General features: G+C 41.1%; 20 protein-coding genes and 1 pseudogene. 5 read left to right on the forward strand and 16 right to left on the reverse strand.

Going from position 1 to position 24557, the window contains the following annotated elements:
• Nucleotides 1-490: 490 nt before the first annotated feature.
• Nucleotides 491-1372: a LysR family transcriptional regulator gene (locus tag CEG13_RS16495; RefSeq protein WP_239984687.1), complete on the reverse strand. Its 882-nt coding sequence runs from the start codon at nt 1370-1372 to the stop codon at nt 491-493.
• A gap of 191 nt (nt 1373-1563) precedes the next feature.
• On the opposite strand from CEG13_RS16495, the gene CEG13_RS16500 reads away from it, so the two are divergent.
• The 3 genes from CEG13_RS16500 to CEG13_RS16510 all read left to right on the forward strand — a co-directional run bounded on the left by CEG13_RS16500 (nt 1564) and on the right by CEG13_RS16510 (nt 3534).
• A complete protein-coding gene (locus CEG13_RS16500) occupies nt 1564-2334 on the forward strand; it encodes a sulfite exporter TauE/SafE family protein (protein ID WP_100012995.1) in 771 nt (256 codons plus the stop codon).
• A 142-nt stretch (nt 2335-2476) separates the two neighbouring features.
• Nucleotides 2477-3223: a uracil-DNA glycosylase family protein gene (locus CEG13_RS16505; protein ID WP_100012996.1), complete on the forward strand. Its 747-nt coding sequence runs from the start codon at nt 2477-2479 to the stop codon at nt 3221-3223.
• Between the two features lie 47 nt (nt 3224-3270).
• Nucleotides 3271-3534 (forward strand): hypothetical protein, encoded by a 264-nt coding sequence (locus CEG13_RS16510; RefSeq protein ID WP_204758496.1) that lies wholly within the window; start codon nt 3271-3273, stop codon nt 3532-3534.
• A 78-nt stretch (nt 3535-3612) separates the two neighbouring features.
• Here CEG13_RS16510 and CEG13_RS19160 read toward each other — a convergent pair whose 3' ends face one another.
• From CEG13_RS19160 to CEG13_RS16560, 10 genes and pseudogenes are all read right to left on the reverse strand, one after another.
• Nucleotides 3613-4245 (reverse strand): hypothetical protein, encoded by a 633-nt coding sequence (locus CEG13_RS19160; RefSeq protein WP_239984688.1) that lies wholly within the window; start codon nt 4243-4245, stop codon nt 3613-3615.
• Nucleotides 4246-4754: 509 nt separating this feature from the next.
• Nucleotides 4755-6182 (reverse strand): 6-phospho-beta-glucosidase, encoded by a 1428-nt coding sequence (locus CEG13_RS16520; protein WP_100012997.1) that lies wholly within the window; start codon nt 6180-6182, stop codon nt 4755-4757.
• A 76-nt stretch (nt 6183-6258) separates the two neighbouring features.
• On the reverse strand, nt 6259-7689 hold the full coding sequence (locus CEG13_RS16525) for a glycoside hydrolase family 1 protein (RefSeq protein ID WP_100012998.1): 1431 nt from the start codon (nt 7687-7689) through the stop codon (nt 6259-6261).
• Between the two features lie 91 nt (nt 7690-7780).
• Complete coding sequence (locus CEG13_RS16530) at nt 7781-9718, reverse strand: beta-glucoside-specific PTS transporter subunit IIABC (protein WP_100012999.1); 1938 nt, start codon at nt 9716-9718, stop codon at nt 7781-7783.
• Nucleotides 9719-10186: 468 nt separating this feature from the next.
• Nucleotides 10187-11035, reverse strand: a complete 849-nt coding sequence (gene licT, locus CEG13_RS16535) for a BglG family transcription antiterminator LicT (RefSeq protein ID WP_100013000.1) — start codon at nt 11033-11035, stop codon at nt 10187-10189.
• Between the two features lie 363 nt (nt 11036-11398).
• On the reverse strand, nt 11399-11704 hold the full coding sequence (locus CEG13_RS16540) for an HAD family hydrolase (RefSeq protein WP_239984689.1): 306 nt from the start codon (nt 11702-11704) through the stop codon (nt 11399-11401).
• A gap of 88 nt (nt 11705-11792) precedes the next feature.
• Nucleotides 11793-12989 carry an MFS transporter gene (locus CEG13_RS16545; protein WP_100013043.1) on the reverse strand — a complete coding sequence of 399 codons (1197 nt, stop codon included), beginning with the start codon at nt 12987-12989 and terminating at the stop codon, nt 11793-11795.
• A gap of 12 nt (nt 12990-13001) precedes the next feature.
• Nucleotides 13002-14000: pseudogene (locus tag CEG13_RS16550) on the reverse strand (ROK family transcriptional regulator); the annotation flags it as partial.
• Nucleotides 14001-14290: 290 nt separating this feature from the next.
• Entirely contained in the window at nt 14291-15268 is a 978-nt protein-coding gene (locus CEG13_RS16555) for an ornithine cyclodeaminase family protein (protein WP_100013001.1), read from the reverse strand.
• 331 nt (nt 15269-15599) lie between these two features.
• Nucleotides 15600-16883, reverse strand: coding sequence for a glycosyltransferase family 2 protein (locus CEG13_RS16560; protein ID WP_100013002.1), 1284 nt, complete (start codon nt 16881-16883; stop codon nt 15600-15602).
• A 326-nt stretch (nt 16884-17209) separates the two neighbouring features.
• On the opposite strand from CEG13_RS16560, the gene CEG13_RS16565 reads away from it, so the two are divergent.
• Together CEG13_RS16565 and CEG13_RS16570 are read left to right on the forward strand one after the other, a co-directional pair.
• Complete coding sequence (locus CEG13_RS16565) at nt 17210-18292, forward strand: NAD(P)H-dependent flavin oxidoreductase (RefSeq protein ID WP_100013003.1); 1083 nt, start codon at nt 17210-17212, stop codon at nt 18290-18292.
• Nucleotides 18293-18410: 118 nt separating this feature from the next.
• Nucleotides 18411-19589 carry an MFS transporter gene (locus CEG13_RS16570; protein WP_338033021.1) on the forward strand — a complete coding sequence of 393 codons (1179 nt, stop codon included), beginning with the start codon at nt 18411-18413 and terminating at the stop codon, nt 19587-19589.
• 42 nt (nt 19590-19631) lie between these two features.
• Here CEG13_RS16570 and CEG13_RS16575 read toward each other — a convergent pair whose 3' ends face one another.
• The 5 genes from CEG13_RS16575 to copZ form a co-directional block, all read right to left on the reverse strand.
• Nucleotides 19632-21284, reverse strand: a complete 1653-nt coding sequence (locus CEG13_RS16575; protein WP_100013005.1) for an SLC13 family permease — start codon at nt 21282-21284, stop codon at nt 19632-19634.
• Between the two features lie 152 nt (nt 21285-21436).
• A complete protein-coding gene (locus CEG13_RS16580; RefSeq protein WP_100013044.1) occupies nt 21437-22279 on the reverse strand; it encodes an aldo/keto reductase in 843 nt (280 codons plus the stop codon).
• A gap of 184 nt (nt 22280-22463) precedes the next feature.
• A complete protein-coding gene (locus tag CEG13_RS16585; RefSeq protein WP_100013006.1) occupies nt 22464-23477 on the reverse strand; it encodes a DUF3231 family protein in 1014 nt (337 codons plus the stop codon).
• A 137-nt stretch (nt 23478-23614) separates the two neighbouring features.
• Nucleotides 23615-24124, reverse strand: a complete 510-nt coding sequence (locus CEG13_RS16590; RefSeq protein WP_100013007.1) for a hypothetical protein — start codon at nt 24122-24124, stop codon at nt 23615-23617.
• A gap of 215 nt (nt 24125-24339) precedes the next feature.
• Nucleotides 24340-24546: a copper chaperone CopZ gene (copZ, locus tag CEG13_RS16595; RefSeq protein ID WP_100013008.1), complete on the reverse strand. Its 207-nt coding sequence runs from the start codon at nt 24544-24546 to the stop codon at nt 24340-24342.
• Nucleotides 24547-24557 lie beyond the last annotated feature (11 nt).

Genomic DNA, 24557 nt, shown 5'->3' on the forward strand with positions numbered 1-24557 from the left:
ATACCACATGCAAAAGATGAGATTGCGTTTTTTCAGCCATTCTTTAATTGTTTTATACATTCACGTATCTGCTGTCTTTCAAAAGACTTGTGTCAAGAAACTCTTAAAATCATAAAAGTGTACAATGGATGGTATAATACACATAGAAAGATTACCATTGCATGCAATATAAAAACCGCTCCATCGGCAATGGAACGGTTTACGCATTGAACCGTACCCTTCAATGGAGGATGGCTCATCAACGGAAAAGGATCTCCCGGATTAGAGCGGTCAACTCAGAGGGGAGGTCCTTAATCTATGCTGGGATATAGCGACCAGTGTCCTAAATAAAATCATTACAGGCTTTTTTTGCTTTTTACTGAATCCCTATCCATTTATAACTAACGACACCCTATAATTAGTATGACCATTCAATTGTCCCAAAAACTCATCCAACATTTCATTCGATGGGAATCAGCATTCGAGCAGGACAACTAAACGTTCATTTCTACTAACTCGTCAAAAAAGCTTCGAAATAAGCCTGCGCTTCCTTCCTGAATCGCCGTTTTTTCTGTACCATCCAAAAATCCCTTCTGAGAGAGAAGTCTTTAATAGGAATTTCCCGCAATGCTTTGTATTTTAATTCTTTCTGGAGGGTTAATTTGGGCAAAATACTCATCCCTAAACCAGCTTCCACAGCGCTTTTTATTGCCTGTGTGCTGCCAAGTTCCATGGCATTATCTATTTTATCCAGAACATGATGCTGCCTTAATGCATCTTCTGTGATTAGCCGGGTCCCAGACTCTTTTTCCCGCCAGATCATCTTTTCTTCCGACAGCTCATCTAGCTGAATTTCTTCCCTTTCTCCCCAGCGATGAGTGTAGGCAGTAACTAATATCAGCTCATCATCGGCAATTTTTTGTTTTTTGTATGGCTCATGTTGGAAGACACCTTCCACTAAAGCGATATCGATTTCATCTGCTTCCAATTTGCCAATAATAAGGGGAGTGTTGCCTATCGATAAACTGAATTTAATATCAGGATATAAGTTTTTAAACCGGCCAATCAAGCCGGGCAACAGGTATTCACCAATAGTGAGACTTGCCCCGACACGTAAGGTTTTATCCATTTCACCATGCTGCTCCTGAATCCCTTCATACGCTTCTTTATTTAACGCAAGGATTTCTTTTGCATAAGGGTAAAGCAGTTTGCCGGCTTCCGTCAGGCTTAATCTTCCCTCTTCCCTGTCAAACAGCGCGGTTCCATAACTGTCTTCCAGCTGGCGAATCTGTCTCGTGACGGCAGGTTGCGACACAAAACTCAAGTGTGCTGCTTTCGTAATACTTCCTTCTTCCACCACATGGCAAAACATTCTTAAGCTTGCTATATTCAACCTGCCACCCCTTATGCTTTCCTTCTATACGAATAGTTGTCTTATCTTACTGCAAATACTATTTTAACATACTAGAGGATGCTCGTTTATTCAATCTGGTTATACCGTATAAAATAAACTAATTTGGGTTATTCCACAGGCCATGAGAAGATGAGGTAACTACTTGTGATTGAAGAAAGAGGAGAAGAATTATGGATTTATCGACAGGAATTCTGTTGCTTATTATTGGAATTATTGCCGGAGGATACGGCACAATAGTTGGAGCAGGCGGCGGTTTCATTTTTGTACCGGCATTACTTTTACTCATGGATATGGACCCGGTAATAGCTGCCGGATCAGGCTTAGTAATTGTCCTAATTAATTCAATTACCGGTGTTGTCGGTTATGCTAAACAGAAAAAAATTCAATATAAAACAGCCCTAACAATCGGGATAAGTGCCCTTCCAGGAGCCTTACTGGGTGTTTGGCTGCTGCAGGTATATTCTTCCCAATATTTTTATGTTATTTTTGCCTCAATATTAACGGGACTTGGGGCCTTTTTATTTTATAAAAACTCTCCGTGGGAGAAGACAGTTCCCTCTGCAGCAACACAAGGAGAAACAAAGGCTTTAAACAGCAGCCTGCTTATTCCTTTAGGGCTTGTAATGGGTGTCTTATCCAGTTACCTTGGAATCGGCGGCGGCTGGCTGCTCGTTCCCATTTTAGTTTACCTGTTTAAAGTACCCACCCACCAGGCAGCAGCTACATCTATTTTATCTCTATGCCTCTACTCCACGGTAGGAGTCATTTCTCACCTCTATTACCAGAATATTGACTGGATCACCGTTTTCTTTGGAGGAGCAGGTGTCATCATTGGCGCGAACCTAGGAGTAATGCTTTCACAGCGGCTCCCAGGAAAAGCTGTTCTGCAGATGCTTTCCGTATTATTGGTCGTTATTGGGATAAGGATGTATTTTCAATAATGGGTTTCTCATATTAATTGAATTCTGTTCAGTCCTAAGGTAAGTACTAACAAAAAACCACTTTAACGCTGTAGGGAATAGTCTCTGAATATCAGGCCGATTCATAGGAGAGTAAATAAACCATAGAATAAGGAGACCAAACATGCTGCATTCCAAACTGGAGGAATTCCTGCCCGCAATAAAAAGTTTACAACCACATAAATCCCTTACAAAAGAAGATGTATTAACGGATGATTTCCTAATGGAGAATACCGGGGATATAGCTATGTATTACGCTCCACACAACGAATACATAAACCGTGATGCGAAAATTGTTATCGTTGGAATTACTCCGGGCTGGAATCAGATGAAAACAGCTTTTGAACAAGCTCTAACCAGCTTAGCTAAGCAGCATCCTGCAGACCGGATTTTAAAGGAAGCAAAAATAGCCGCAAGCTTTGCCGGGACGATGAGGCGCAATTTAATTCATATGCTGGATGAATGCGCGATACCGGAAGTGATTGATGCCGGTAGTTCTGCTGTTTTATTTAAGGAAAAGCGGAACTTATTGCATACGACATCTATCATTAAATATCCCGTTTTTCACCATGGAAGAAACTATACCGGACATCAGCCTAGTATCGATCATCATTCACTATTATCTTCCTATGCTTATCACGTATTTCCAAAAGAACTCAGTCAAATCAGGGAGCCGGCACTTGTTATTCCGCTTGGAAAGACGGTCGACCATATCTTTCAGAAGTTACGCGAAAAAGAAAGACTTCCAGCACACACCTATCTATTCGGATTTCCTCATCCCTCTGGCGCAAATGGTCATCGAAAAAAGCAATTCGATCAGAGAAAAGGGGAACTTATTTCGGCGGTTAAAACGTGGTCAGAAAATAGATGAAATATGACATAATCATAGTAAATAAAATGGGAAGCAGGGAACCCTCTATGCCAGGAAAAGTGTGCGTTGAAGGTGAGCAGCTAGAGGTTACGATTGAGAAAGGGCATATTGTCTTAACTCCGGTTATTACCATTGAAAAAGAGCAAGCCTGCTTCTGTACGGAAGAATGGCAAAAAGGTGAGCGCGAGGCTGAGGAAGATATTAAAGCAGGCCGTGTGAAAAAATTTGACTATGTAGAAGATTTAATTGCAGATTTGGAAAGCGAAGATGGAATCGATGACGATGAAATTTTAACGAACCAGTCGTTTTAAAAATCCTATAAAACGTTAGATAAGTAATTACAAAGGATAATGATTCAAACGGGAATGCAAAATCATTCCCCCACCTCCTTAAGCTTTCTCACTTGATTGCTGATCCCTCGCCAAATTTATCCGGTTAATCATTTCATCTGGTTCATCGGATCTGAAAATGACAGTATTAACATATTTTTTTCTTCCATAAGAACCTTTCATTAAAACCGGTTCTTTTAAAAAGAGTGCATATTGCGGAGAATCAATATTTAGCAAGGAATAGTAGGTTTCTTTAGGTACTTTATCCCCTATCCCCCGTTGCTCCGCTTTGTTGATACTTTCAATATTTCTCAAATCCAATTCAATACTGCTCTGATAACCTAGGCGGATAATAAGCTTATTTTTATTGACAACATGCGGCAGAAAGCTTGCAGAATTATAGAATCCTGCCATATATAACAAAGCATAGATATTCAATACGGTAAAAATCCAAGCGGCAATGTCACTCCACAACTGAATAACATAATGAAATAGCACCCCTTCGATTACAATCAGGATGGAAAATACAATGACGATCGTCCTTATTTGTGAAGATTTATGATAGGTAAAAATCTCATCCCTAGTTATGTCAGGCTTTTTGAACCATACCATTATTGCGTAATAGAAAACACTAAGTTCCGTTAAGACTACTCCTAACAAAAATCCATTTCCTAGTTTCGGCTCTAGCGACATTCTTGTTACCTCAAGGAAGTTAAACCGCTTATTTGAGTTAATATCCTTGTAACGGATAACGCTTTTAACGATGCTGTACACAACAAAAAGGATAACAGTAATCTCCAATATGGGAATGAGCCACACTAGAATATGATTCAAAAAATCTCTTTGAGAGGGAGGAATGATAAAATAGGCGGCTGCTAAACATAGAATAAAAGATAAATATGCGAATAACTTTGGCATCGAGCCAGGACGTATCAATAGCAAATAAATAATCAGCGGACATAGAATAATTAAAGCCAGCGTCAATAATATGACGACTGAGTTGCTGAAGGCATTCAATCGTAATATAAAATAGCTACTTGTCATCATTGCTGTAATAAGCGCTAGTAAAATTGGCAACTGTAATTTTTTGATATTGTCACCCTCCTGCCCTGCTTTCCTTATCTACACTTCAGACAAAAAATACCCCTTTGGATTAATCATATCCAAAGGGGTGAAACGGTTCAACTTATTTATGCAACAGTTTACAATTCTTCACCGTTAGTTGCAATTACTTTCTTATACCAATCAAAGCTTTTCTTTTTCGAACGATTGAGCGTTCCGTTTCCTTTATTATCTCGATCCACATAAATATATCCATAACGTTTCTTCATTTCACCGGTGGAAGCACTGACAATGTCAATTGGACCCCAGCTTGTATAGCCGATGATGTCCACTCCATCCTCAATTGCTTCACCCATTTGTTCAATATGCTTTTTCAGATACTCGATTCGGTAATCATCATTGATCGTACCATCAGCATTTGGTTCATCAACTGCACCAAGCCCGTTTTCCACGACAAATAATGGTTTTTGATAACGATCCCAGAGCTGGTTCGCGGAGATACGAAAGCCTTTTGGATCGATTGTCCATCCCCATTCTGATGTTTCAAGGTAAGGGTTTGTGACAGAACCAAATACATTGCCACTGGTTATGTTTTTCAACACTTCCGGATCTGTACTCGTTGTTCTGCTGGAATAATAACTGAATCCGATATAATCAACCGTGTGATTTTTCAATAATGCAGCGTCATCTTCCTCCATCTCTATTGTCAGGTCGTTGTCTTTGAAAAAACGTTTTGCATAACCAGGATATTCACCGCGTGACTGAACATCAATAAAGAAGAATGATTCACGATCCTTATCCATCGCTTCGAAAACATCGTCTGGATTAGATGTATACGGATAGAACATGCCTGCTGCCAGCATACAGCCGATTTTTGCATCTGGAATGATTTCGTGACATGCCTTGACGGCGCGGGCGCTAGCCACAAGCTGATGGTGTGCAGCCTGGTACTTAATTTGTGTTTCATTTTCCCCTTCTTTAAACACAAGACCGGCACCGACGAATGGCAAATGCAAAAGCATGTTGATTTCGTTGAAGGTCATCCAGTATTTCACTTTATCTTTGTAGCGTGTGAAAAGCGTTTTTGCATACGTTTCAAAGAAGCCAACAAGCTCCCGGCTTTTCCAGCTTCCATATGCTTCAACCAAGTGGACAGGCACATCAAAGTGTGCGATTGTTACGACAGGCTCAATATTGTGCTTTTGCATCTCATCAAATAAATCATCATAAAACTGCAGTCCCGCTTCATTTGGTGTCTCATCATCCCCATTAGGGAAAATACGTGCCCAGGAAATGGAAACACGCAGCGCTTTAAAACCCATCTCGGCAAACAGGGCAATATCTTCTTTATAACGGTGATAGAAATCAATCGCCTCATGAGATGGGTAAAACTCACTCGCATCAGGTGTTAATGAATCAATGTGTCCTTTCAAGACTTTCCACCGATTTTCGCCGGTTGGCATCAGGTCCACCGTCGTCAATCCTTTTCCATCTTCCAAATATGCACCTTCTACTTGATTGGCTGCTAAAGCGCCACCCCATAAGAAAACCTCTGGGAATTTTGACATAACAACGTCTCCTTTCATTCATTCAAAAAGGAAAGGCATCCGCAGACGCCCTTTCCTTTTATGCAATGATCAATAATTACAGGTTTTCTCCATTAGACTCAATAACATTTTTATACCAGTAGAATGATTTTTTGCGTTTACGTTCTAACGTACCGCTGCCATCGTCATGCTTGTCTACATAGATGAACCCGTAACGCTTAGACATTTCACCAGTGGAAGCACTGACTAAATCAATACAACCCCAGCTTGTGTAACCCATCAGGTCCACACCATCTTCAATTGCTTCGCCCATTTGTTCGATATGCTCACGAAGATAATCGATACGATAGTCATCAATAATGGAGCCATCTTCTTCTATCTTGTCATAAGCCCCTAGCCCATTTTCAACGATGAATAGAGGCACGCCATATCTGCCGTAAAGCTTATTTAAGGAAATACGTAAGCCTACTGGGTCAATTTCCCAACCCCAGTCACTAGCTTTCAAGTATGGATTTTTAATCCCTTGCATAATATTTCCCTGAATTCCCTCTACATCCGATTTATCTTTCTTTTCGGTACGGGACATATAGTAACTAAACCCGATATAATCTACGGTGCCTTCTTTAAGGATGTCAAGATCTCCATCTTCCATTTCCAATTTAATGTTATGCTCTTTGAAGTAGCGGTCAATAAATGCTGGATATTCTCCTCTTACTTGAACATCCGCACAGAAATAGTTAAATAACTCTTCTTCTTTTAACGCGTGCATCACATTTTCAGGGTTGCTGTCGTAAGCATACACCGGAGCATAAATAATCATACAACCGATTTGTGCTTCTGGCATCAATTCATGGCATCGTTTCACTGCTTTTGCACTTGCAACAAACTGGTGATGGAATGCTTGGAACGTAGGCTGATACTTATCTTCCTCTTTTTGTATCGCAAATCCAAGCCCCATAATTGGCATCATTAATCCACTATTAATTTCGTTAAATGTCATCCAGTTTTTTACTTTGCCCTTATAACGGTTGAAGATTGCTTCTACATATCTTTCAAAAAATGTAACAACTTCACGGCTTCTCCAGCCACCGTATTCTTTTACCAAGTGAACCGGCATTTCATAGTGTGAAATGGTTACAACCGGTTCGATTCCGTGCTTGTGCAATTCATCAAATACACGGTCATAAAAAGCTAACCCTTCTTCGTCTGGCTCTAACTCATCCCCTTTTGGAAAGATTCGAGACCAGGCGATTGACATACGGAACACTTTAAAGCCCATTTCCGCAAATAAAGCAATATCTTCTTTGTAGCGATGATAAAAGTCAATTCCTTCATGGTTCGGATAATATTTATCTTGATCAATTTCAAAGTTAAACCCGGGTGAATTTAAAATGGAAAGGCGCTGTTTTCCTCCTGGGAGCACATCCGCGATGTTTAACCCTTTATTTCCTTCATGAAAACCACCTTCGAATTGGTTGGCTGCTGTAGCGCCACCCCATAAAAATCCTTCTGGAAATTGTTTTGCCATTGTTTATTCCTCCTAATATCAGTAAACATATTTCTATATAAAGGGCAGGCGTTTCATATATTGAAGAAACGCTTCTCCTTTTTTACTTTGATTATTTTGCTTTTAACTCGAACAATAAATCTTGAGCCTTGACTTCTTGTTCATTTGCATCAGTAATTTCATATTGATCATGGTTAGTAACAACTACTGGTGTAGTCAATACAAAGCCTTCTTTTTTAATTGCATCTACATCGAATTCGATTAAAACCTGTCCAATTTCCACACGGTCACCTTGAGCAATGTGGGCTGTGAAATGTCTGCCATCCAGCTGTACGGTATCCATCCCAATATGAACCAATATCTCCGCACCATCGTCGGATGTAATTCCAATAGCATGTTGTGTAGGGAATAAGGCCGAGACCTTACCGGCTACAGGCGCATATAATTTCCCTTCCGCAGGTTCAACAGCAACACCCTTGCCTAACGCCCCTGATGCAAAAGCGTCATCCTCAATATCTGCTAACTTTTTAACCTCACCAGTTAATGGACTGACAATGACTTCATTTTTCACGTTTGGTTCTGCGGTAGCTGTTGCCGACTGTTCTGTCTCTTTTGTCTCTTCAGTTTCAGCGGGAGCAGTTTCAATCCTGTTAATGCCGCCAAAGAAGTAAGTTAATACGAAAGACAGAACGGATCCAATAATAACAGCCACAATCGCCCCCATGAAGGCCGTGTTTAGCCCTTCTTCCGGGTGAATAAAACTTGGTAGTTGAAATACGCCAAGACCAGCCAATACATATCCTCTTGTGCCAAACAACCCTAGTAAAGCCCCGCCGATTGCTGAAGAAATAAGAGTAAAAATAAACGGTCGCTTCAGAGGCAATGCAATACCATACATGGCAGGTTCGCTAACGCCAAATATAGCAGAAATAATTGCCGGTGGACTAAGTGTCTTTGTGTTTTGGTTTTTTGTTTTTAGCCAAACAGCCAGAATAGCTGCAGCCAGTGCAAATGAATGGACAAAAATCAGTGCTAAAATCGGGTCAACACCAGCAACGGAAAAATTATTTATAGCTATCGGAACAAGTCCCCAATGCAGACCAAACATAACAAACACTAGCCATAAACCGCCAAGGAACAATCCTGCAATAACTGGGCTTAATTCATAGATCGACGTTGTTGCCTGTCCAAGTGCCTGACTCGCCCAGGTTGCAATTGGACCAATAATGATAAAGGTTAATGGAACAATAATCAGCAATGTAATCATTGGAACTAAGAACGCTTTTACAACTGATGGGATTACCTTACCTAAAAAACTCTCCAATTTTGCAGCAAAATATGTTGCTACAATAATTGGGATAACCGACATAGAGTATGTCATTAAAATAACCGGAATACCTAAAAACTCAATATATACAGGTGATTCAAACAAGGTGCCCGCAAACAATGTATACAAAGGTTCACCCGCTTGCGGAATCCCTTCCAGTGCAGGATAAACCAATGCCATCCCAATGACCATACCAACAAACGGAGTTCCGCCAAACTTTTTCATTGCCGTATAACCCAAAATAACAGGGAGGAAATAGAACAATGCATCTCCTACCGCATTAAAAATCTGGTATGTCCCTCCTGTGGTGTCCAGCCACTCAAGTGCAACAAATAACGCGAGGAACCCTTTAATCATACCTGCAGCAACCAATACACTGAGGATTGGCGTGAAGATACCGGAAATCATATCAATAAAGCGGTTAAGCAAACTGCCCTTATCCTTGTTTTCCTCCGTATCATCTGGTTCCTGGCCTTCAAAACCGCCTTTTGCTGCAACAGCTTTATATACATCCGGCACGTGGTTGCCAATAACAACTTGGTATTGGCCGCCGCTTTGCCTGACTGTTACAACACCATCCATATTCTTCAACGTGTCTGTATTCGCTTTATCCTCATCCTTTAATTTAAAGCGAAGTCTAGTGATACAGTGATAAACACTGTTAACGTTTTCTTCACCGCCGACATTTTCAATAATGTCTTTGGCTAATTGTTCATACTTCATTTTACCCCCTACTTTCTATTAATAGATTATTGCAAATAAAAAACCTGAACCGGATTAAACACACGTATATTGTGCATGAAATCGATTCAGGTTATGCCCAGAATGGTTACATCCCTGTGTTCAATAATTAAATTGTACTTTTACTATACGATATATTTAACGACTTGTCAACGCTTTCTTGCTTATTAAGCGAAATTTATTTCAAGGTTGTGAAATAATTGATTTATTTATGGGTTGTTAGTTATTACACAGCTCCTTAAATCTCTCAATAATACAAAAAACCTAAATGAGCACTTCTCTTGTAGGGACAAGATACAGAACTCACTTAGGTTTTGCCTGCTGAAAGTCACAATCCTCGTGATTTATGTTAATTATTTAAGTTTATTGTAACGGATTAAATAAGCGTTTTCAAGTATTATGATTTAGTGTTAAACGAGATCTACGCCAAAATTTGCTAAAAATAAGGAATCACCCGTTCTCATGCCGATTCGTAATCCGATATATATGCAGCGTCAAATAAACCTTCTCATCATTGGAAATTTCCCAATCATAGTTCTTGGCAATATAAGTTGCAATCCGTTCCGTACATTCGAAGGCATCCTTATACTTTTGTTTCACCTGTTCATACAGAAAGTTATCGTACGTCTCATCTGCCCTGTCTTTGCGAATAAAACGCATAGCAAAAAAACGGAGGTGGGTTAGAAATCGCTCATAGCTGATCGAGTTTTCATCCAATTCGATTCGGAAATAGTATTTGACGATCGTTAAGATGTTGTTGACCATTTCTGTTACTTGAACAGCTGCCGCCATGTTTTCGCCTGAAAGCTGGCTGTTGACGAGATGCAGGGCAATCGAAGCTGCTTCATCTTCTGCAAGTCTGACGCCTGTTTCTGCTTCTACAATGTCAAGGGCTTTTTGAGCAACCTGAAATTCCTGTTTATAGTATCTGCGAATCTCCCACAGCAGCGGATTTTTCATCTCAATCCCGTTTTTATGCCTGGTAATCGCAAAGCTCAGGTGATCAGTTAATGCCACGTATAAATAGTCGTCCAATTTATAGCTGAGATGCGTTCTGGCCAATTCGAGGATTTTGTAGGAAATATCCAGGTATACTTCTGATGTATCTTTCATCAATTCCGCAAGCTTGCTGGCTACACCGGAATTCTCCAGAATGAAGGTTTTCTCGATATTCGATGCATCAATCCCATCTCCAGCCTTTTTCTGGAACGCCAGACCTTTGCCCATAACAACCATTTCCTGGTCCGATTCATTTTCCGTCATCGCCACGTTATTGTTTAACACTTTCGTAATTTCCATTTGCATTCACACCTGAAAAACGTATTTTATGATTTATTTTGTACTTATTCAGTTAAAAAACCCTGGATGAACCAAAATTGCAGACAAAAAGTCCCGCTGCAATTTTGATTAACCCAGGTTTTGCCTGCCGATACAGTAACAATCCAAGAATAACTTTCATTATAAATGACTGCGGTTTCATTTGCAACTGCCTTCATTGATTGTCACAAATTTGTCTATCAACTTTCGAAATTATTCAATGTGTAAAGCCTATTTGGAAGGGTAAGCTTCGAACGTTCCTTGGTTCAAAAGATCTAAGGGCTGGATCGTGAATGGTGATTTTCACAAAATCCTCTGTGATCTCATTAAAATCAGCTACTGTTCTTACTTGTGCATAAGACCCTCGGAGAATTGCTTCTTCTTCAGGAGAAAACCGTCTTTTATCACCGCGCCGTTTCTGGTACAATCAATAATGGTATGATCCAGGTGAATTTTTTCCAGTAACTGAATGATATCCATCCCTAATTTGTTGGGAAGAAGCGATTCATGAACAAATTCCCCGTTGTGTTTGGTACGGGTAGCACTGTCGCCCAAAATCCATAAATCGTCCGCATCCTCACCAAATAACTGTGCCACCCGTTCGTATTGTTTGCCGGTGGCAGGAGCAAAAACAACCCCTTTTTCATTCATTATTTTTTGACATCTTTGTAAAGCTCTCTGTTAAAGTCGCCACTATTATTCAAGAATGTTCCGTCCATGTCTGATAACACTAATTTAATCATATCGTTTCCTCCTGTACATGTTTATTCTTAAGCAGTCTATTTAACTTCTCTGTCCCGAAAAGCATTGCCCCAACAAATATCGCCACACAAATTGGAAAGATCCCCAAGGTTGAATGTGCTGCGATGAAGCCAAAGAGCGGCGGCAGAAATGTCGTGCCGGTGTAAGCCAGGGCCATTTGATAGCCCATGATCGACTGCGAATGTTTCTTTCCGAATCGAGCCGGGGTTTCATGCAGCATACAAGGGTATATTGGCGCAAATCCTAAGCCAATCAGGATAAAGCCGATAAGTATGAAAACCGATGGGAGCGGCAGAATTAAAATCATCACCCCAGCCAAGGCAATCATTTGTCCCATTCGTATGATGGCGCGGTTTTTCAGTTTAAATGTAATAAATCCAGTGATGAATCTGCCAACGGTTATCCCGGCCCAATAAAAAGAAATCCACTTCGCAGCATTTTCCGCGGATAAACCTTTGGCACCCACCAGATAGCTGGCACCCCAGAGCCCCACTGTTGCTTCCACTCCGCAATAGAAAAAGAAGGACACAAGCGCTAGTTTGACTCCTCTTATTTGGATTGGTTTTACATTTTTCTCTTCATCAATGAGAGCCTCCTCTTCATCAGGCTGTGCATGATGGTTCTTCGCTGCTTTGCTCCATAAGGGCAGGGCAAGGAAGAGGATGATAACTAATGTAAATTGAATCGCTGAAATAGCAAGATACCCATCTCTCCAGGAATTTTGCCACGCGATAAATTGCGCCATAATGATCGGGCCAAACGTAGCGCCTATTCCCCAAAAACTGTGCAACCAGCTCATATGATGCGCTTTATAATGGGTGGCAACATAATTATTCAATGCAGCATCTACAGACCCGGCACCCAATCCAAGTGGTATCGCACATACAATTAACCAGCCGGCAGATGGAGCGAAATGAAAACCCAATAAAGCCACTGCCGTCATCAAAACACTGATGAATGTAACCTTTCCCGTGCCGAAGCTCTTTATTACTTTCCCGCTGGCTAAACTTGAGACGATGGTGCCAGCAGCGATAATCATAAATAGGTACCCGGCAGTTTCGAGCGGGGCATCCAAGGTCGGCTGCATGGCGGGCCACGCTGCACCCAGAATAGAATCCGGCAATCCTAAGCTAATAAAAGCTAAATAAATGATAATTAAGAGTAATGTCGTCATTGTAAACCTCGCATTTTCTAGGTTGCTTCGTGTATCATAAATCCAGTCCAAGGCTTTTTAGCCCGAATAGATAATCTTCCTTCCAATCACTGTTTCGAACTGTGGAAGATGTTCATTGGGGATATATTTTGCGGTAGCTTGTTCGATTTTTTCTATGGTTGCTTGCTCCGCTTCATCGTTACAGAGAATGACCGTTTGTGGGTTAATGGTAGCTGTAAATAAAGCTATTAATCTGCTGGTTGCATCGATATTACCGTCTCCGGATTTTATGGCCTGGCCAAAATTTTGTTCATCATACTGTTGGACGTATTGAACTTCTCCAGCAAAAAATGTGCTCCCCCGCACCACTTTTCCATTTACCATTAATCCCGCCCCCGGTCCATTATGCCCGGCATACAAATATACAAGAGATGGATCGCCCTTCATCCCACTATTATCGTTAAACCCAACAACAGCAACATTCATATCATTTTCAACTACCACTGGTCTCGAAAAATAGTCCTCATAGTATCCCTTTAAATCAAAATTTCGAAATGAGTCGTACCCCGGTATATGAAAAATCCGGCCATGATCAACCGCACCAGGAACCCCGATTGCCATCGAACGAATTTCCGAAGGGTTTGCAGTAACTATTTTTTCAATGAGTTCCGTTAATAAATGTAGCCCATTATCCACTAATACACTTGGAGCGTTTCCTTGTTCCTTCACCTCTCCCGCACAATTAAAAATGGTATAATTGGTCTCTGTCTTCTCTAAAAAAATGGCAAGTCCAAGCGTATGTTCCGGATTATACGTATACCTTTTGGCTCTTCTCCCGCCACTGGATTCATCTAAACCAACCGAAGTAATTTCTTCCTCTTTCTCCATCTGCGTGAGGAACTTGCTTATGGTTGGGAAACTGATTTCCAGTTTATCGCTGAGTTCCACTTTTGTGGCACTCTCAAGTTCTAAGAGAGATCTCCGAATACTGGAAAGGATTAACTGTCTCTGGGATTTTGGAACAGTATTCATCTATGTCACCACCTTAAATCCGAACTTTTTAAACCCTTTTAATAAGTCTCGATCAATCACTTATTAAACGCCTTTAATAAGTGCAATATAACAAATGAAATTATCGGATACAATTGTCATACAGTTTTAATTATTGGATTTCAAGAAATGATTTATTCTGTTCTAAGTTTCTCAAACACTTGCTGCACATCTTTATCTCCCCGGCGGACAGGTTAACAACAATCACGTCATCTTCCCTCCCCTGCAATGTAAAAATCAGCTGATTTCATTCTTGGAATTCCGAGAGTTTATTAAAGACTCACGTTTTGACCCACCCCTTTTTCTTGAGCTAACTGTAAAATCTTTACTGCTACAGCAACATCCTGACTAGATAAACCCACAGATTTAAAATAAGTGATGTCGTCTTCATGATTTCTCGCTTTTCTTTTTTGGTCAATCAACGTGCCAATTTCAACTAAATCAGTAGAAGAAATAACGTTTTGCTCAATGGGGACAACAATATCACCTGTTACGGATGCTGCCGAGATTCCATCTACAGTTTTAGCTGAGGCATTTGCTAATACGTTCTCATCAATTTCTTGAATGTATCGGTTGAAACCACCAATTGCGTTTACATGGGCGCCTTTTTTTAACCATTTGTATTTTACAAGAGGCTTGTTTGCTGCCGTGGATGTAACGACAATATCTGCATCAGCTAGCGCTTCTTGAGGAGTTAACTTTAGCTCAAATTCAATATCTGGGTATTGCTTGGACATGTCTCCAATAAACGCCTCTGCTTTACTGACGGTACGGTTATAAACATACACCTTCGTCAAATCCCGCACGCAGGAGGTTGCTTCCAGCTGAGCGGGAGCCATTCCCCCAGTTCCAATTACAGCTAATGTTGATGCATTTCCACGGGCTAAATATTTTGTCGCTACTCCCGTTACAGCTCCTGTTCTCAAAGCCGTAATAAACGTCCCATCCATAAGGGCTATTGGATTTCCGTTTGTTGTGTCAAATAACATAATAACAGCCTGAATTGCAGGGATACCTTTTTCAACGTTTTCCGGGAAACTTGTAACCAACTTCACACCCAATCCTTCTAAATCTTCTACAAAACCAGGCATAGTTAAGAAGAAATGATCTGGTGAATCTAATTCCATATTTGTTCTTAATGGTACTGTAGATTTGCCTGTCGAAAAAGAAACATATACATCCTCATTTATTTCAATAGCCTGTTCCATCGTAATTAACTCTTTTACTTGTTTTTGATCTAAAATTATCATATAACATTTCACCTCTCTAAAAATATTAATATTTTATCTATTTTGCTATTTTCTTTCAGATTTGCTTGTACTCTATTTGCATCCTATTCAGTTTGGCACGAACTCTGTCGTTAGCTTCCTGGTAAAGCTCTATTTCGTCGAGCATTCCCAAGTTCTAAAGGAAATTCCGGACACCAGAAATGATTGTTTTTCTGAACAACTTTGGAGTAGCATTCACGAAACGTCACTTTTAATAAGTAATATACCACATTAAATGACAATTGGAACTAGCTCCCTAAACATAGTTAAAGCACCTTCCTCACGAGGAAGATGCTTTACATACAACATTTTATTACCGCACATCATCAATAGATTTCACTACCGTATGGGCAATTGGCTTCCACCTAACATCCTTGAACAACGCGGCGACAGCGATTGGTATATAGGTAAACATAAACAGCGGGAAAGTGAACGTATATGCGACTTTTTTCCAGCCAGCACAATGAATCCTTTTCCACTCTGTCAGCATCGTAATGAAGCCAATGGTAAACAATACCATATAATATCCAACAAGGGAATTTAGTATTGACGCCGTGGTTGCCTGAACAATGTCTTGTCCTTCAAATAGTTCAAACACTCCACCAAAGAAGAAAAATCCATTCATAAGAATACTGGCAAATACAACGAGCATGGCTGGCATGATCGTCATGACCATATCATAGCTGGCAAAACTGTTTTTCTTCCCTTTGAAAATATTGCCGATCAAATCTTTGCCATAACTGCCGAGGACCTGATAAAAACCTTTTGCCCAGCGTAATCGCTGATCCCAGGATTGCTTGAAGGTGATTGGCTGCTCATCATAAAACACTGCGTTTCCGGAATAGCCAATCTTTTCTCCCTTAAGAATCTGGGCAACGGAAAACTCGATGTCTTCTGTCAGGAGATGGTGAATCCAACCCCCATTCTCTTTGATCACATCGGCATGCACCAGAAACCCGGTTCCGGAAATGGCACAGCTGGTGCGAACGGTCATTCTTGGAAGGTTGAGAAATTCCGCTTCATGGATAAACCAGAGTGCATAACCGGACGAGATCCAGTTCTGGTCATAGTTCTTCGAGTTTCTATAACTGGTGACTACCCTGTATCCCTGGTTAAAGGTCTTGTTCATCTCCGCAATATAGTTCTTATCAAGAAGGTTGTCGGCATCCAACACGACATAGCCGTCATACTTTCTGGACGCAAATTCCTTTTCGATGATATGAAACATATAGTTGAGGGCATAACCTTTCCCAACCTGTTTTTTATTGAAACGCTCCCGGACAATTGCCCCTGCCTCTCTGGCAACCTGTGCTGTGTTGTCCGTGCAATTGTCTGCTACGACAAAAATATCAACGAGTTCTCGGGGATATTTCTGCTTTTTTATACTATTTATCAGTTCTGGAATGACAAGTTCTTCATTCCGTGCCGCGATTACCACGGCAAATTTGTGGGGATGAACATCTCTTGGCAGGGCCTTATTGTCCTTTTTCGCTTTAAATGCCACAAGAATATATACCATCTTGTATGAATACATCAAGGTGAATAACAGGAACATATAAAAATTAAAATTATTGATAAACTCTATCGTTGACTCCATGTGAATACCTCCACGACATGGCTTTTAATGTTTCGTTTGCCTTTCCAATAACTTACTTGATCATGGGAGCTGCCCATCCATGGTTTGGATTCTTTTCCACAAATTTTTGTGGTGTAAACCTTCCATTTCCTGCGTACGAATGCGTCTATCCTTCACCAATCAATGATACATCATATCTTTTAAGCTGATATTAAGGATCTCTTAAGTTTTTATGAATATTTAGTGACTCATAGCTACAACTGCGATTATGAAACTTCATTTTACTTGCTAACTTTCCGCGATTATACTATACATAATGACATTCAATCACAAAGGGGGAGATCGGGTTGTGGTATGTAAAAAGCGTCACACAGAACCTGAATATCAAATACCCAATTATTCAGGCGGGCATGGCTGGCGGGGTCACAACACCTGAATTGGTTGCCGCTGTTTCCATTGCGGGCGGTCTTGGGACGCTGGGTGCAGGTTATATGAACGCGGAGCAAATGCGGGAGAGTATTCAGAATATCAAACAGCTCACGGATCAGCCTTTTGGCGTGAACCTGTTTGTCCCTGAAACACCAAATGTATCCGAAGAAGAAATCGAAAAAGCAAATGAATGGCTCCACCCTTTTCGGGACGAATTAAACATATCCGAAAAGCCAAAGGTAAAAAAACCGACTTCTTCTATTTTTGAGGAGCAAGTGAAGATTATTATCGAGGAACGGGTTCCCATCTGCAGTTTCACATTTGGTCTTCCATCTGAAGAAACTGTGCAACACCTGAAACGGGAAAACGTTACACTGATCGGTACCGCCACAACAGTCAACGAGGCGATTGCCAATGAGGAAATTGGGATGGATATGGTCGTGGTGCAAGGAAGCGAGGCAGGCGGTCATCGCGGAACTTTTATGGGTTCATTTGAAGAATCCATGGTCGGGACGATGGCACTTGTTCCGCAAACCTTGGACCGAGTTGATATTCCGGTGATTGCGGCAGGTGGAATTATGGATGGAAGAGGTGTGCTGGCCGCTTTGGTACTCGGGGCCGGAGCGGTTCAGATGGGAACAGCTTTTGTCACTAGTCTGGAAAGCGGAGCAAAGAATCAGCACAAAGAAGCAATTTTGAATAGTCACGAGGAACAGCCGGTGATCACCTCGGCATTCAGCGGCAAACCTGCAAGGGGTATCCGCAATGACTTCATCACAAAAATGGCGAGATATGAAACGGAACTCCCGGAATATCCTATCCAAAATACCTTAACCAAAACGATTCGAAGTGAAGCAGCCAAACAGAATCGGCCGGAATGGATGTCCCTCTGGTGCGGGCAGAATCCCCGTTCAAGTAAGCAGCAATCCGCGAGTGAAATGATTGGAGATATTGTTTCACAAGTGGATGACCTGGTAAAGAGTTTAGGCAACACCACATGAACACCTTAAGCGTTCAAATAATACACGGGACAGCTGCAAAATTTATTATGCTATAGTGGTAACAGAGAATTCACCGCCGGGAAGTGTACCTTAAATGGAGAGACAGAAGAAGTATAATATGAGAGATTTATATTTTTGGAAGATTACTGTAAGTTTAACGTTAGCATCGATATTTATATTTTCCGGCATGTATGCTGTACAACCATTACTGCCGATATTTGTTGATGACTTTGATATTTCTGTATCTGAATCCACATTAACTTTATCAGTCATGGTAATTGGTTTGATTATCGGATTAATTATTCTGGGCTTTTTTTCCGATCGAAAAGGGAGAACGCTTTTTGTCAAGGCATCCCTGATAGGTTCGGTCATTCCATTTTTTCTGATCCCGATGACGGATTCCTTTTATTTCATTGTTTTTCTGCGTTTTATTCAGGGTTTTGCGCTGGCTGGACTGCCTGCTGCTTCCCTCGCCTATTTGAATGAAGAAATCGATCATCGAAGTGCAGGGGTCGCGACGGCACTCTACATATCAGGCAACGCACTTGGAGGGATGATAGGAAGAGTGGCTACCGGCTATCTGGCCGATCAATTCTCATGGCAAATTGCCTTTTATGTATTGGCACTTATTGGATGTTTCATTACCCTGCTTGTTTTTTTATTGCTGCCAAGGTCGCGTAACTTTGAAACAAGCAATCTGACATTCAAGAAAGATCTGGAAGGGATGCTTTTTCATTTAAAGGACCCTTTCCTTCTCATCATTATTGGAATGGGAGTTGTTTTGCAATTCTCCTTTACCTCTGTATGGACGTATTTGCCATTTCACTTGCAAGGAGACCCTTTTTCCCTTTCTTTAACAACGATTTCCTATACTTTTTTTGCATATGGTTTAGGTGTAGTCGGAGCTCCAATTGCCGGCTGGTTTTCCGGAAAATTGGGATTAAAAAAGGTACGTATTACAGGAATTCTTGTTATGATATTGGGCATCTTCCTGACGTTTAGCTTATCTGTCACCGTGATTGTTGTTGGTCTGTGCATTACCTGCCTTGGATTTTTTGTAGCACACTCCCTGACAGCTGCGTCTGTAACGGAACAGGCAACACACCATAAAGGAGGCGCATCCAGCCTGTATTTAGTTGCCTATTATGTTGGTGTGACATTAGGGAGTTCAGCCTCAGGGCCATTATGGGATGTGGGAGATTGGTATGGGGTTGTTTTATTTGCGGGACTGCTGCCTGCTGGCTATTTAGCTTTTGTTCTTTTTATCCAAAAAAACAGAAGTCAGCTGCGGGAATAAAGAGGGAGCCTCCATCGTTCAAGAAGCTCCCTTCTATTTGTTTTATCTTAATTCATCCGGAAATACGTTCATATCAATTCCTAAAAACGTTGGAACTAATAGATAAACGGTTAGTGTGACTAAAACAATTGCTGCTATATTAAGTAAAAATCCGGCTTTGGCCATATGAGGGATGCGCAGATACCCTGAACCGAATACAACCGCGTTCGGCGGTGTTGCCACCGGAAGCATGAAAGCACAGGATGCAGCAAGTGCTGCTGCAATCATCAAAACAAATGGATGAACATCGACAGCAAGTGCAAGGGCTGCCATAATTGGAAACATCATGGTCCCTGTTGCCGTATTTGAGGTGATCTCCGTTAAGAAAATGACCAGCGCAGCTACTGCCAGGATGATAATTAATGTGCTGACTCCCTGCAATGCAGTTAACTGGTTTCCAATCCATTCGGAAAGCCCTGAAGCTGTGAACCCCGCAGCAATCGCCAGCCCGCCGCCGAACAGCAGCAGAATTCCCCAAGGTAATTTTACTGCACTGTTCCAATTCATCAGGAAATCGCCTTTCTCATTTTTACTTGGAATCAGGAATAAAATTAATGCAGCCGTAATGGCAATCGTGGCATCTCCAATATTCTCATTTATTCGTTCCAAGAGAAATGTCCGTGACATCCAGGAAACAGCTGCAAGGACAAAAATCACAAATACTGCCTTTTCTTCATAGGATGCCCTGCCTAACTTTTCCTTTTCCTCATCGATAATTTTTCTGCCACCAGGCAATGTTTTCAATCTTAATGGAAAAGCCATTTTAGTTAAATAAAACCAGACGATAAAGATAAAAATCCATGCGAACGGTACCCCAAATAGCATCCAGGAAGCAAATGATATCTCCACTCCATATAATTCATTCACTGTTCCAGCAAAAATCGCATTTGGCGGCGTTCCAATCAAGGTAGCCATTCCCCCGACAGAAGCGGAATAAGCGATCCCAAGCATCAGCGATTTCCCAAAAGCGAAATTTTCCTTTGATGTATCAACGGAACTGTCACCTTTTAAGGCATCGGATACTTGGTAAATAATTGCCAGCCCAATCGGAACCATCATCATTGCAGTAGCTGTATTGGAAATCCACATTGAAAGAAACCCTGTTGAAACCATAAATCCAAGAACGATTCGATCCGTATTTGTCCCCATTACCGATATAATATTAATAGCAATCCGTTTATGCAGATTCCATCTCTCCATCGCTAATGCAATAACGAATCCACCCATAAAAAGAAAGATTGTATCGCTTCCGTAGGCAGAAGCAGTGGCATCAATGTCCAGCCCGCCTGTCAGCGGAAATAAAATGATTGGAAGCAAGGCGGTTGCCGGAATGGGTATGGCTTCTGTCATCCACCATACTGCAATCCAAATGGTACTTGCCAAAATTGCCAGTCCTTCTTGGGACAATCCTTCTGGCGAGAGAAAGAATAGCGTAATAATGAATAGTGCGGGCCCCAAAATAAGACCGATGAGCTGAGCCGTGCTATAAGATCGGTTATTTGAATTTCCCCCGCCATTGCCATTGCCGACTGAATCAGATCCATCATTTGAATCCTTCTTCTTATCTATCTCCTCCCCCGGCTTCACGAAAAAGCGAAACAAATCTTTCACTTGATCGTGTTTCTCCCAAAGCCAATCCCACGTTGCTGTGAACATCGAATTCCCCCTTTATTAAGTTTAAATTGATTATATAATCTAACTCTTAATCTAACAAGTAATTGTGTATCCGTTTACAATGATGTCAAGAAAACTATCAAAAACCAATGGTCCATGAAGACCATTGGCTTTTCACCTATTCTATATGGAAATTAAAACTCTTCGTAAACAGCAGGATCCTGATCTTGAATCCTTCCATCCGGACGATTTAATTCCGCTATCGTGTTCATTTCCGATTCATCCAGAGCGAAATCAAAAATAGATAGATTCTCAAGCTGCCGGTTGTGGTTTGATGACCTCGGAATAGAGACGGCCCCGAGCTGATAATGCCAGCGCAACGTTACTTGGCCAATTGATTTACTGTGTCTGACTGCAATTTGCTTTAACATATCATTTTCCAGGAGGTTATTTAACCGGGCCAATGGACTCCAGGATTCCGTTACAATATTATTTTCCACATGAAATTTTCGCTGGGATTCCTGGTTGAAAAATGGATGCAGCTCGATTTGGTTGATGGTTGGTTTTTCACCAGTTTCCTTCTCCAAACGTTCGATATGTTCCGGTAAGAAGTTGCAGACACCGATTGAACGAATTAGCCCCCATTTTTTAGCTTCGATCATGGTCTGCCAGGCTTCTACATAGTGATCCTGATTCGGGTTTGGCCAGTGAATCAGATATAAATCAAAATAATCAAGGTTTGCCCTGTATAAGGACTCCTGGATTGAGGCAATTGCTTTATCCCGTGTCTGATAACGGCCTGGCAGTTTGGATGTGATTTTCAGTTCTTCTCTTGAGACGGAACTGCGTTTGACGGCTTCTCCTACAGCGCCTTCATTTTCATAATTATACGCAGTGTCAATGAGGCGATAGCCATTATCAATCGAGCTCGTAATCGCATTCGCCCCGTAATTCCCTTTCAGACTGGCTGTCCCAAATCCGATAACTGGCAGCGTAAGACCATCATGCAGTGTGATTTCCGGAATTGCTTGATTCATCATAAGTCACTCCCTTTTATTACATTTTAGAAGGAAGACAATCCCGGTTCAATTAATAACGACTATTATCCTGCCTCCTCTTCTATGTCGACCCATGAAAACTTTTATTCATTCGGCCCTATAATACGTTTCTGGGCGTCTGATTCCTTGCCCTGTGCCCGTTTGGTTAACGACTCACGCTAGCTTATTTTCCTTTATCCTTAGCTAACTTCTTCCGGTCTACTGCACCTGGCGGCTGCTCCAGCCAATTGTTCTTAATCATAATATCAGCACCACTTTTGGCAAGCCGGGCAGCTTCGAGCGATAATCGTTCATAATTCACATTTAAATCACTTCGTTGACTGACAGCTGCAGCAGTGGCATAGTTTCCAATACCTGCAGACATAATCAGCGACATATGGAACATCATCAGCTTATCGGAAAATGTTTGCGTCGTTGAATCACTTATACCCACGTCAGGAGAATTGGGTGTTTGAATATGATCTTTCATCATGGTATCCACAAAGATTTTAATATGTTTATGTGATATATTTGTCCCCCGCAGCATAAAATCCTGTACCTCTTTCTTCGGGGAGGTTTGCGCAAAGGCCAGGCACAATTTCGCACCAATTGCGTTTGTAATGACATTCATATACAAATGAGAAATTTCAACGGCGTTTAGCGGGCGTTTGTTGCTAAATGGATTTAGGCCGCTTAGATATTTTTTACTGTCCACGTAGTCGGTTTCTTTAGGAACTTCAATATAGGGATGTCTCTGATTAAGCCCTTTTTCAAGGGCGATCTCTATCGACTGGTCATAAAGCTCAGCGGTTTCATTTAAAGCTTGTATAAAATAATCGCGTACCGCTTTCTTATAACTCATACTGACAAATCCGCCGTAAGCTAACATTCCCACTTTTGCCATGTGATTCACGTAAGTTAAACAAAATGCATCCGTAAAAAGCCATGGCGCGTTCATGTTGACGTCTTCTTCGGTAAATCCGTTTGGCACTGCATATTGCTTGCTTTCAAATATGGATTCTAATGTTTCCAGATGACCTGCTGAAAGATCATAGGCATATTGAACCACAGGTTTTATATCTGAATCGTCAATATGTCTGAGCATAAAACCTAAGATAGCCTTAGACATGCTATCATTCATGTACCCTGTCCAGAGAGCGCCGATCTCGGATGATGTCAGATGTATCTTTTCATTCATGGTGTGTTCCCCCATTTATAAGCATAGTAGGCTTATTATGTATAAACAGCTGGATTTTATGAGAACAAAAAAAGCTGATTCTCCAAATAGAAAACCAGCTTTTCATTCTTATAAGGTACCTTCCTTGTTCTTCCAAATTATACGGACTGTTGAGCCTTTACTGCCTTTCTTGCCTGGCTCGCATGCAGTTTTTTCATGGCAAATCTTGCTATCGGCTGAGCAATCAGTGCTTCTACCCAAAACGCGATGAAAAAGTTACGCGGCCAAGCATAGAAGAATGTTTGAATCGGCTCCATACTAATTTCTCTCATGCCAATCCAGGATCCAATCACTGTCAGTAATATAGACAAAATTGTCACGCTGAACAGTATGTTGAATAATATTCTTGCATTAAATCCGTCTGTAGGTTTAACGAATTTTGGTACTAATTTACTGACGATCGGGTTTGCAACAAGTGTTACCAATAAAATAACACAAATCCATACAAACGGAAGCACTTGCAATGTGTTGAAATAGACCTCTTTACTGAAACCAAATTCAAATCCCATAATAAGAGGGGCAATAATATTTACGGAAATCACTGAAATGATGCCCAAAAACAATACAAATTCTTTTCCATTCCGGGGTAATCGCGTTTCCTCATGCATACTCCGTCATCTCCTTTTAAAAATATTTCAGATGGCAGACGTATCATGAGACATATATTTTTGGTCAAAAAATAGACCAATATCTCTACACACTGATTGTTCCATCATAGCACATGGTTTAAATTTATTTCCAGACTTATTTTTTCAACTTCATGTACCTCTTTGAAATTGAAAAGCTGATTTTCCAAATAGAAAACCAGCTTTTCAATCTTATATTAGGCGCTGACATCATAGCCTTGTTCTTCAACAGCTTCTTTCATGGCCTCGACATTTACTTTTGATTCGTCATAAGTAACATCGACTTTGCCAGCATCCAGATTCACTTCAGCTGCTGAAACGCCATCTAATTCATTTAATGCACCTTCAACGGACATTTTGCAATGGCCACATGACATGCCTTGCACGTTTAACGTTTGCTCCATGACCTTTTCAC

The sequence above is a fragment of the Lentibacillus sediminis genome (assembly GCF_002763455.1).
Classification (GTDB): domain Bacteria; phylum Bacillota; class Bacilli; order Bacillales; family Amphibacillaceae; genus Lentibacillus_D; species Lentibacillus_D sediminis_A.

Excerpts from the sequence above, each read along its gene's own strand:
- CEG13_RS16555 (WP_100013001.1), bottom strand. The coding sequence starts at position 15,268 with ATGATAATTTTAGATCAAAAACAAGTAAAAGAGTTAATTACGATGGAA.
- CEG13_RS16570 (WP_338033021.1), top strand. The coding sequence starts at position 18,411 with ATGAGAGATTTATATTTTTGGAAGATTACTGTAAGTTTAACGTTAGCA.
- CEG13_RS16540 (WP_239984689.1), bottom strand. The coding sequence starts at position 11,704 with ATGAATGAAAAAGGGGTTGTTTTTGCTCCTGCCACCGGCAAACAATAC.
- copZ (WP_100013008.1), bottom strand. The coding sequence starts at position 24,546 with ATGGAGCAAACGTTAAACGTGCAAGGCATGTCATGTGGCCATTGCAAA.
- CEG13_RS16585 (WP_100013006.1), bottom strand. The coding sequence starts at position 23,477 with ATGAATGAAAAGATACATCTGACATCATCCGAGATCGGCGCTCTCTGG.
- CEG13_RS16590 (WP_100013007.1), bottom strand. The coding sequence starts at position 24,124 with ATGCATGAGGAAACGCGATTACCCCGGAATGGAAAAGAATTTGTATTG.
- CEG13_RS16525 (WP_100012998.1), bottom strand. The coding sequence starts at position 7,689 with ATGGCAAAACAATTTCCAGAAGGATTTTTATGGGGTGGCGCTACAGCA.
- licT (WP_100013000.1), bottom strand. The coding sequence starts at position 11,035 with ATGGAAATTACGAAAGTGTTAAACAATAACGTGGCGATGACGGAAAAT.
- CEG13_RS19160 (WP_239984688.1), bottom strand. The coding sequence starts at position 4,245 with ATGTCGCTAGAGCCGAAACTAGGAAATGGATTTTTGTTAGGAGTAGTC.
- CEG13_RS16575 (WP_100013005.1), bottom strand. The coding sequence starts at position 21,284 with ATGTTCACAGCAACGTGGGATTGGCTTTGGGAGAAACACGATCAAGTG.
- CEG13_RS16580 (WP_100013044.1), bottom strand. The coding sequence starts at position 22,279 with ATGAATCAAGCAATTCCGGAAATCACACTGCATGATGGTCTTACGCTG.
- CEG13_RS16530 (WP_100012999.1), bottom strand. The coding sequence starts at position 9,718 with ATGAAGTATGAACAATTAGCCAAAGACATTATTGAAAATGTCGGCGGT.
- CEG13_RS16505 (WP_100012996.1), top strand. The coding sequence starts at position 2,477 with ATGCTGCATTCCAAACTGGAGGAATTCCTGCCCGCAATAAAAAGTTTA.
- CEG13_RS16510 (WP_204758496.1), top strand. The coding sequence starts at position 3,271 with ATGCCAGGAAAAGTGTGCGTTGAAGGTGAGCAGCTAGAGGTTACGATT.
- CEG13_RS16545 (WP_100013043.1), bottom strand. The coding sequence starts at position 12,989 with ATGACGACATTACTCTTAATTATCATTTATTTAGCTTTTATTAGCTTA.
- CEG13_RS16500 (WP_100012995.1), top strand. The coding sequence starts at position 1,564 with ATGGATTTATCGACAGGAATTCTGTTGCTTATTATTGGAATTATTGCC.
- CEG13_RS16560 (WP_100013002.1), bottom strand. The coding sequence starts at position 16,883 with ATGGAGTCAACGATAGAGTTTATCAATAATTTTAATTTTTATATGTTC.
- CEG13_RS16520 (WP_100012997.1), bottom strand. The coding sequence starts at position 6,182 with ATGTCAAAATTCCCAGAGGTTTTCTTATGGGGTGGCGCTTTAGCAGCC.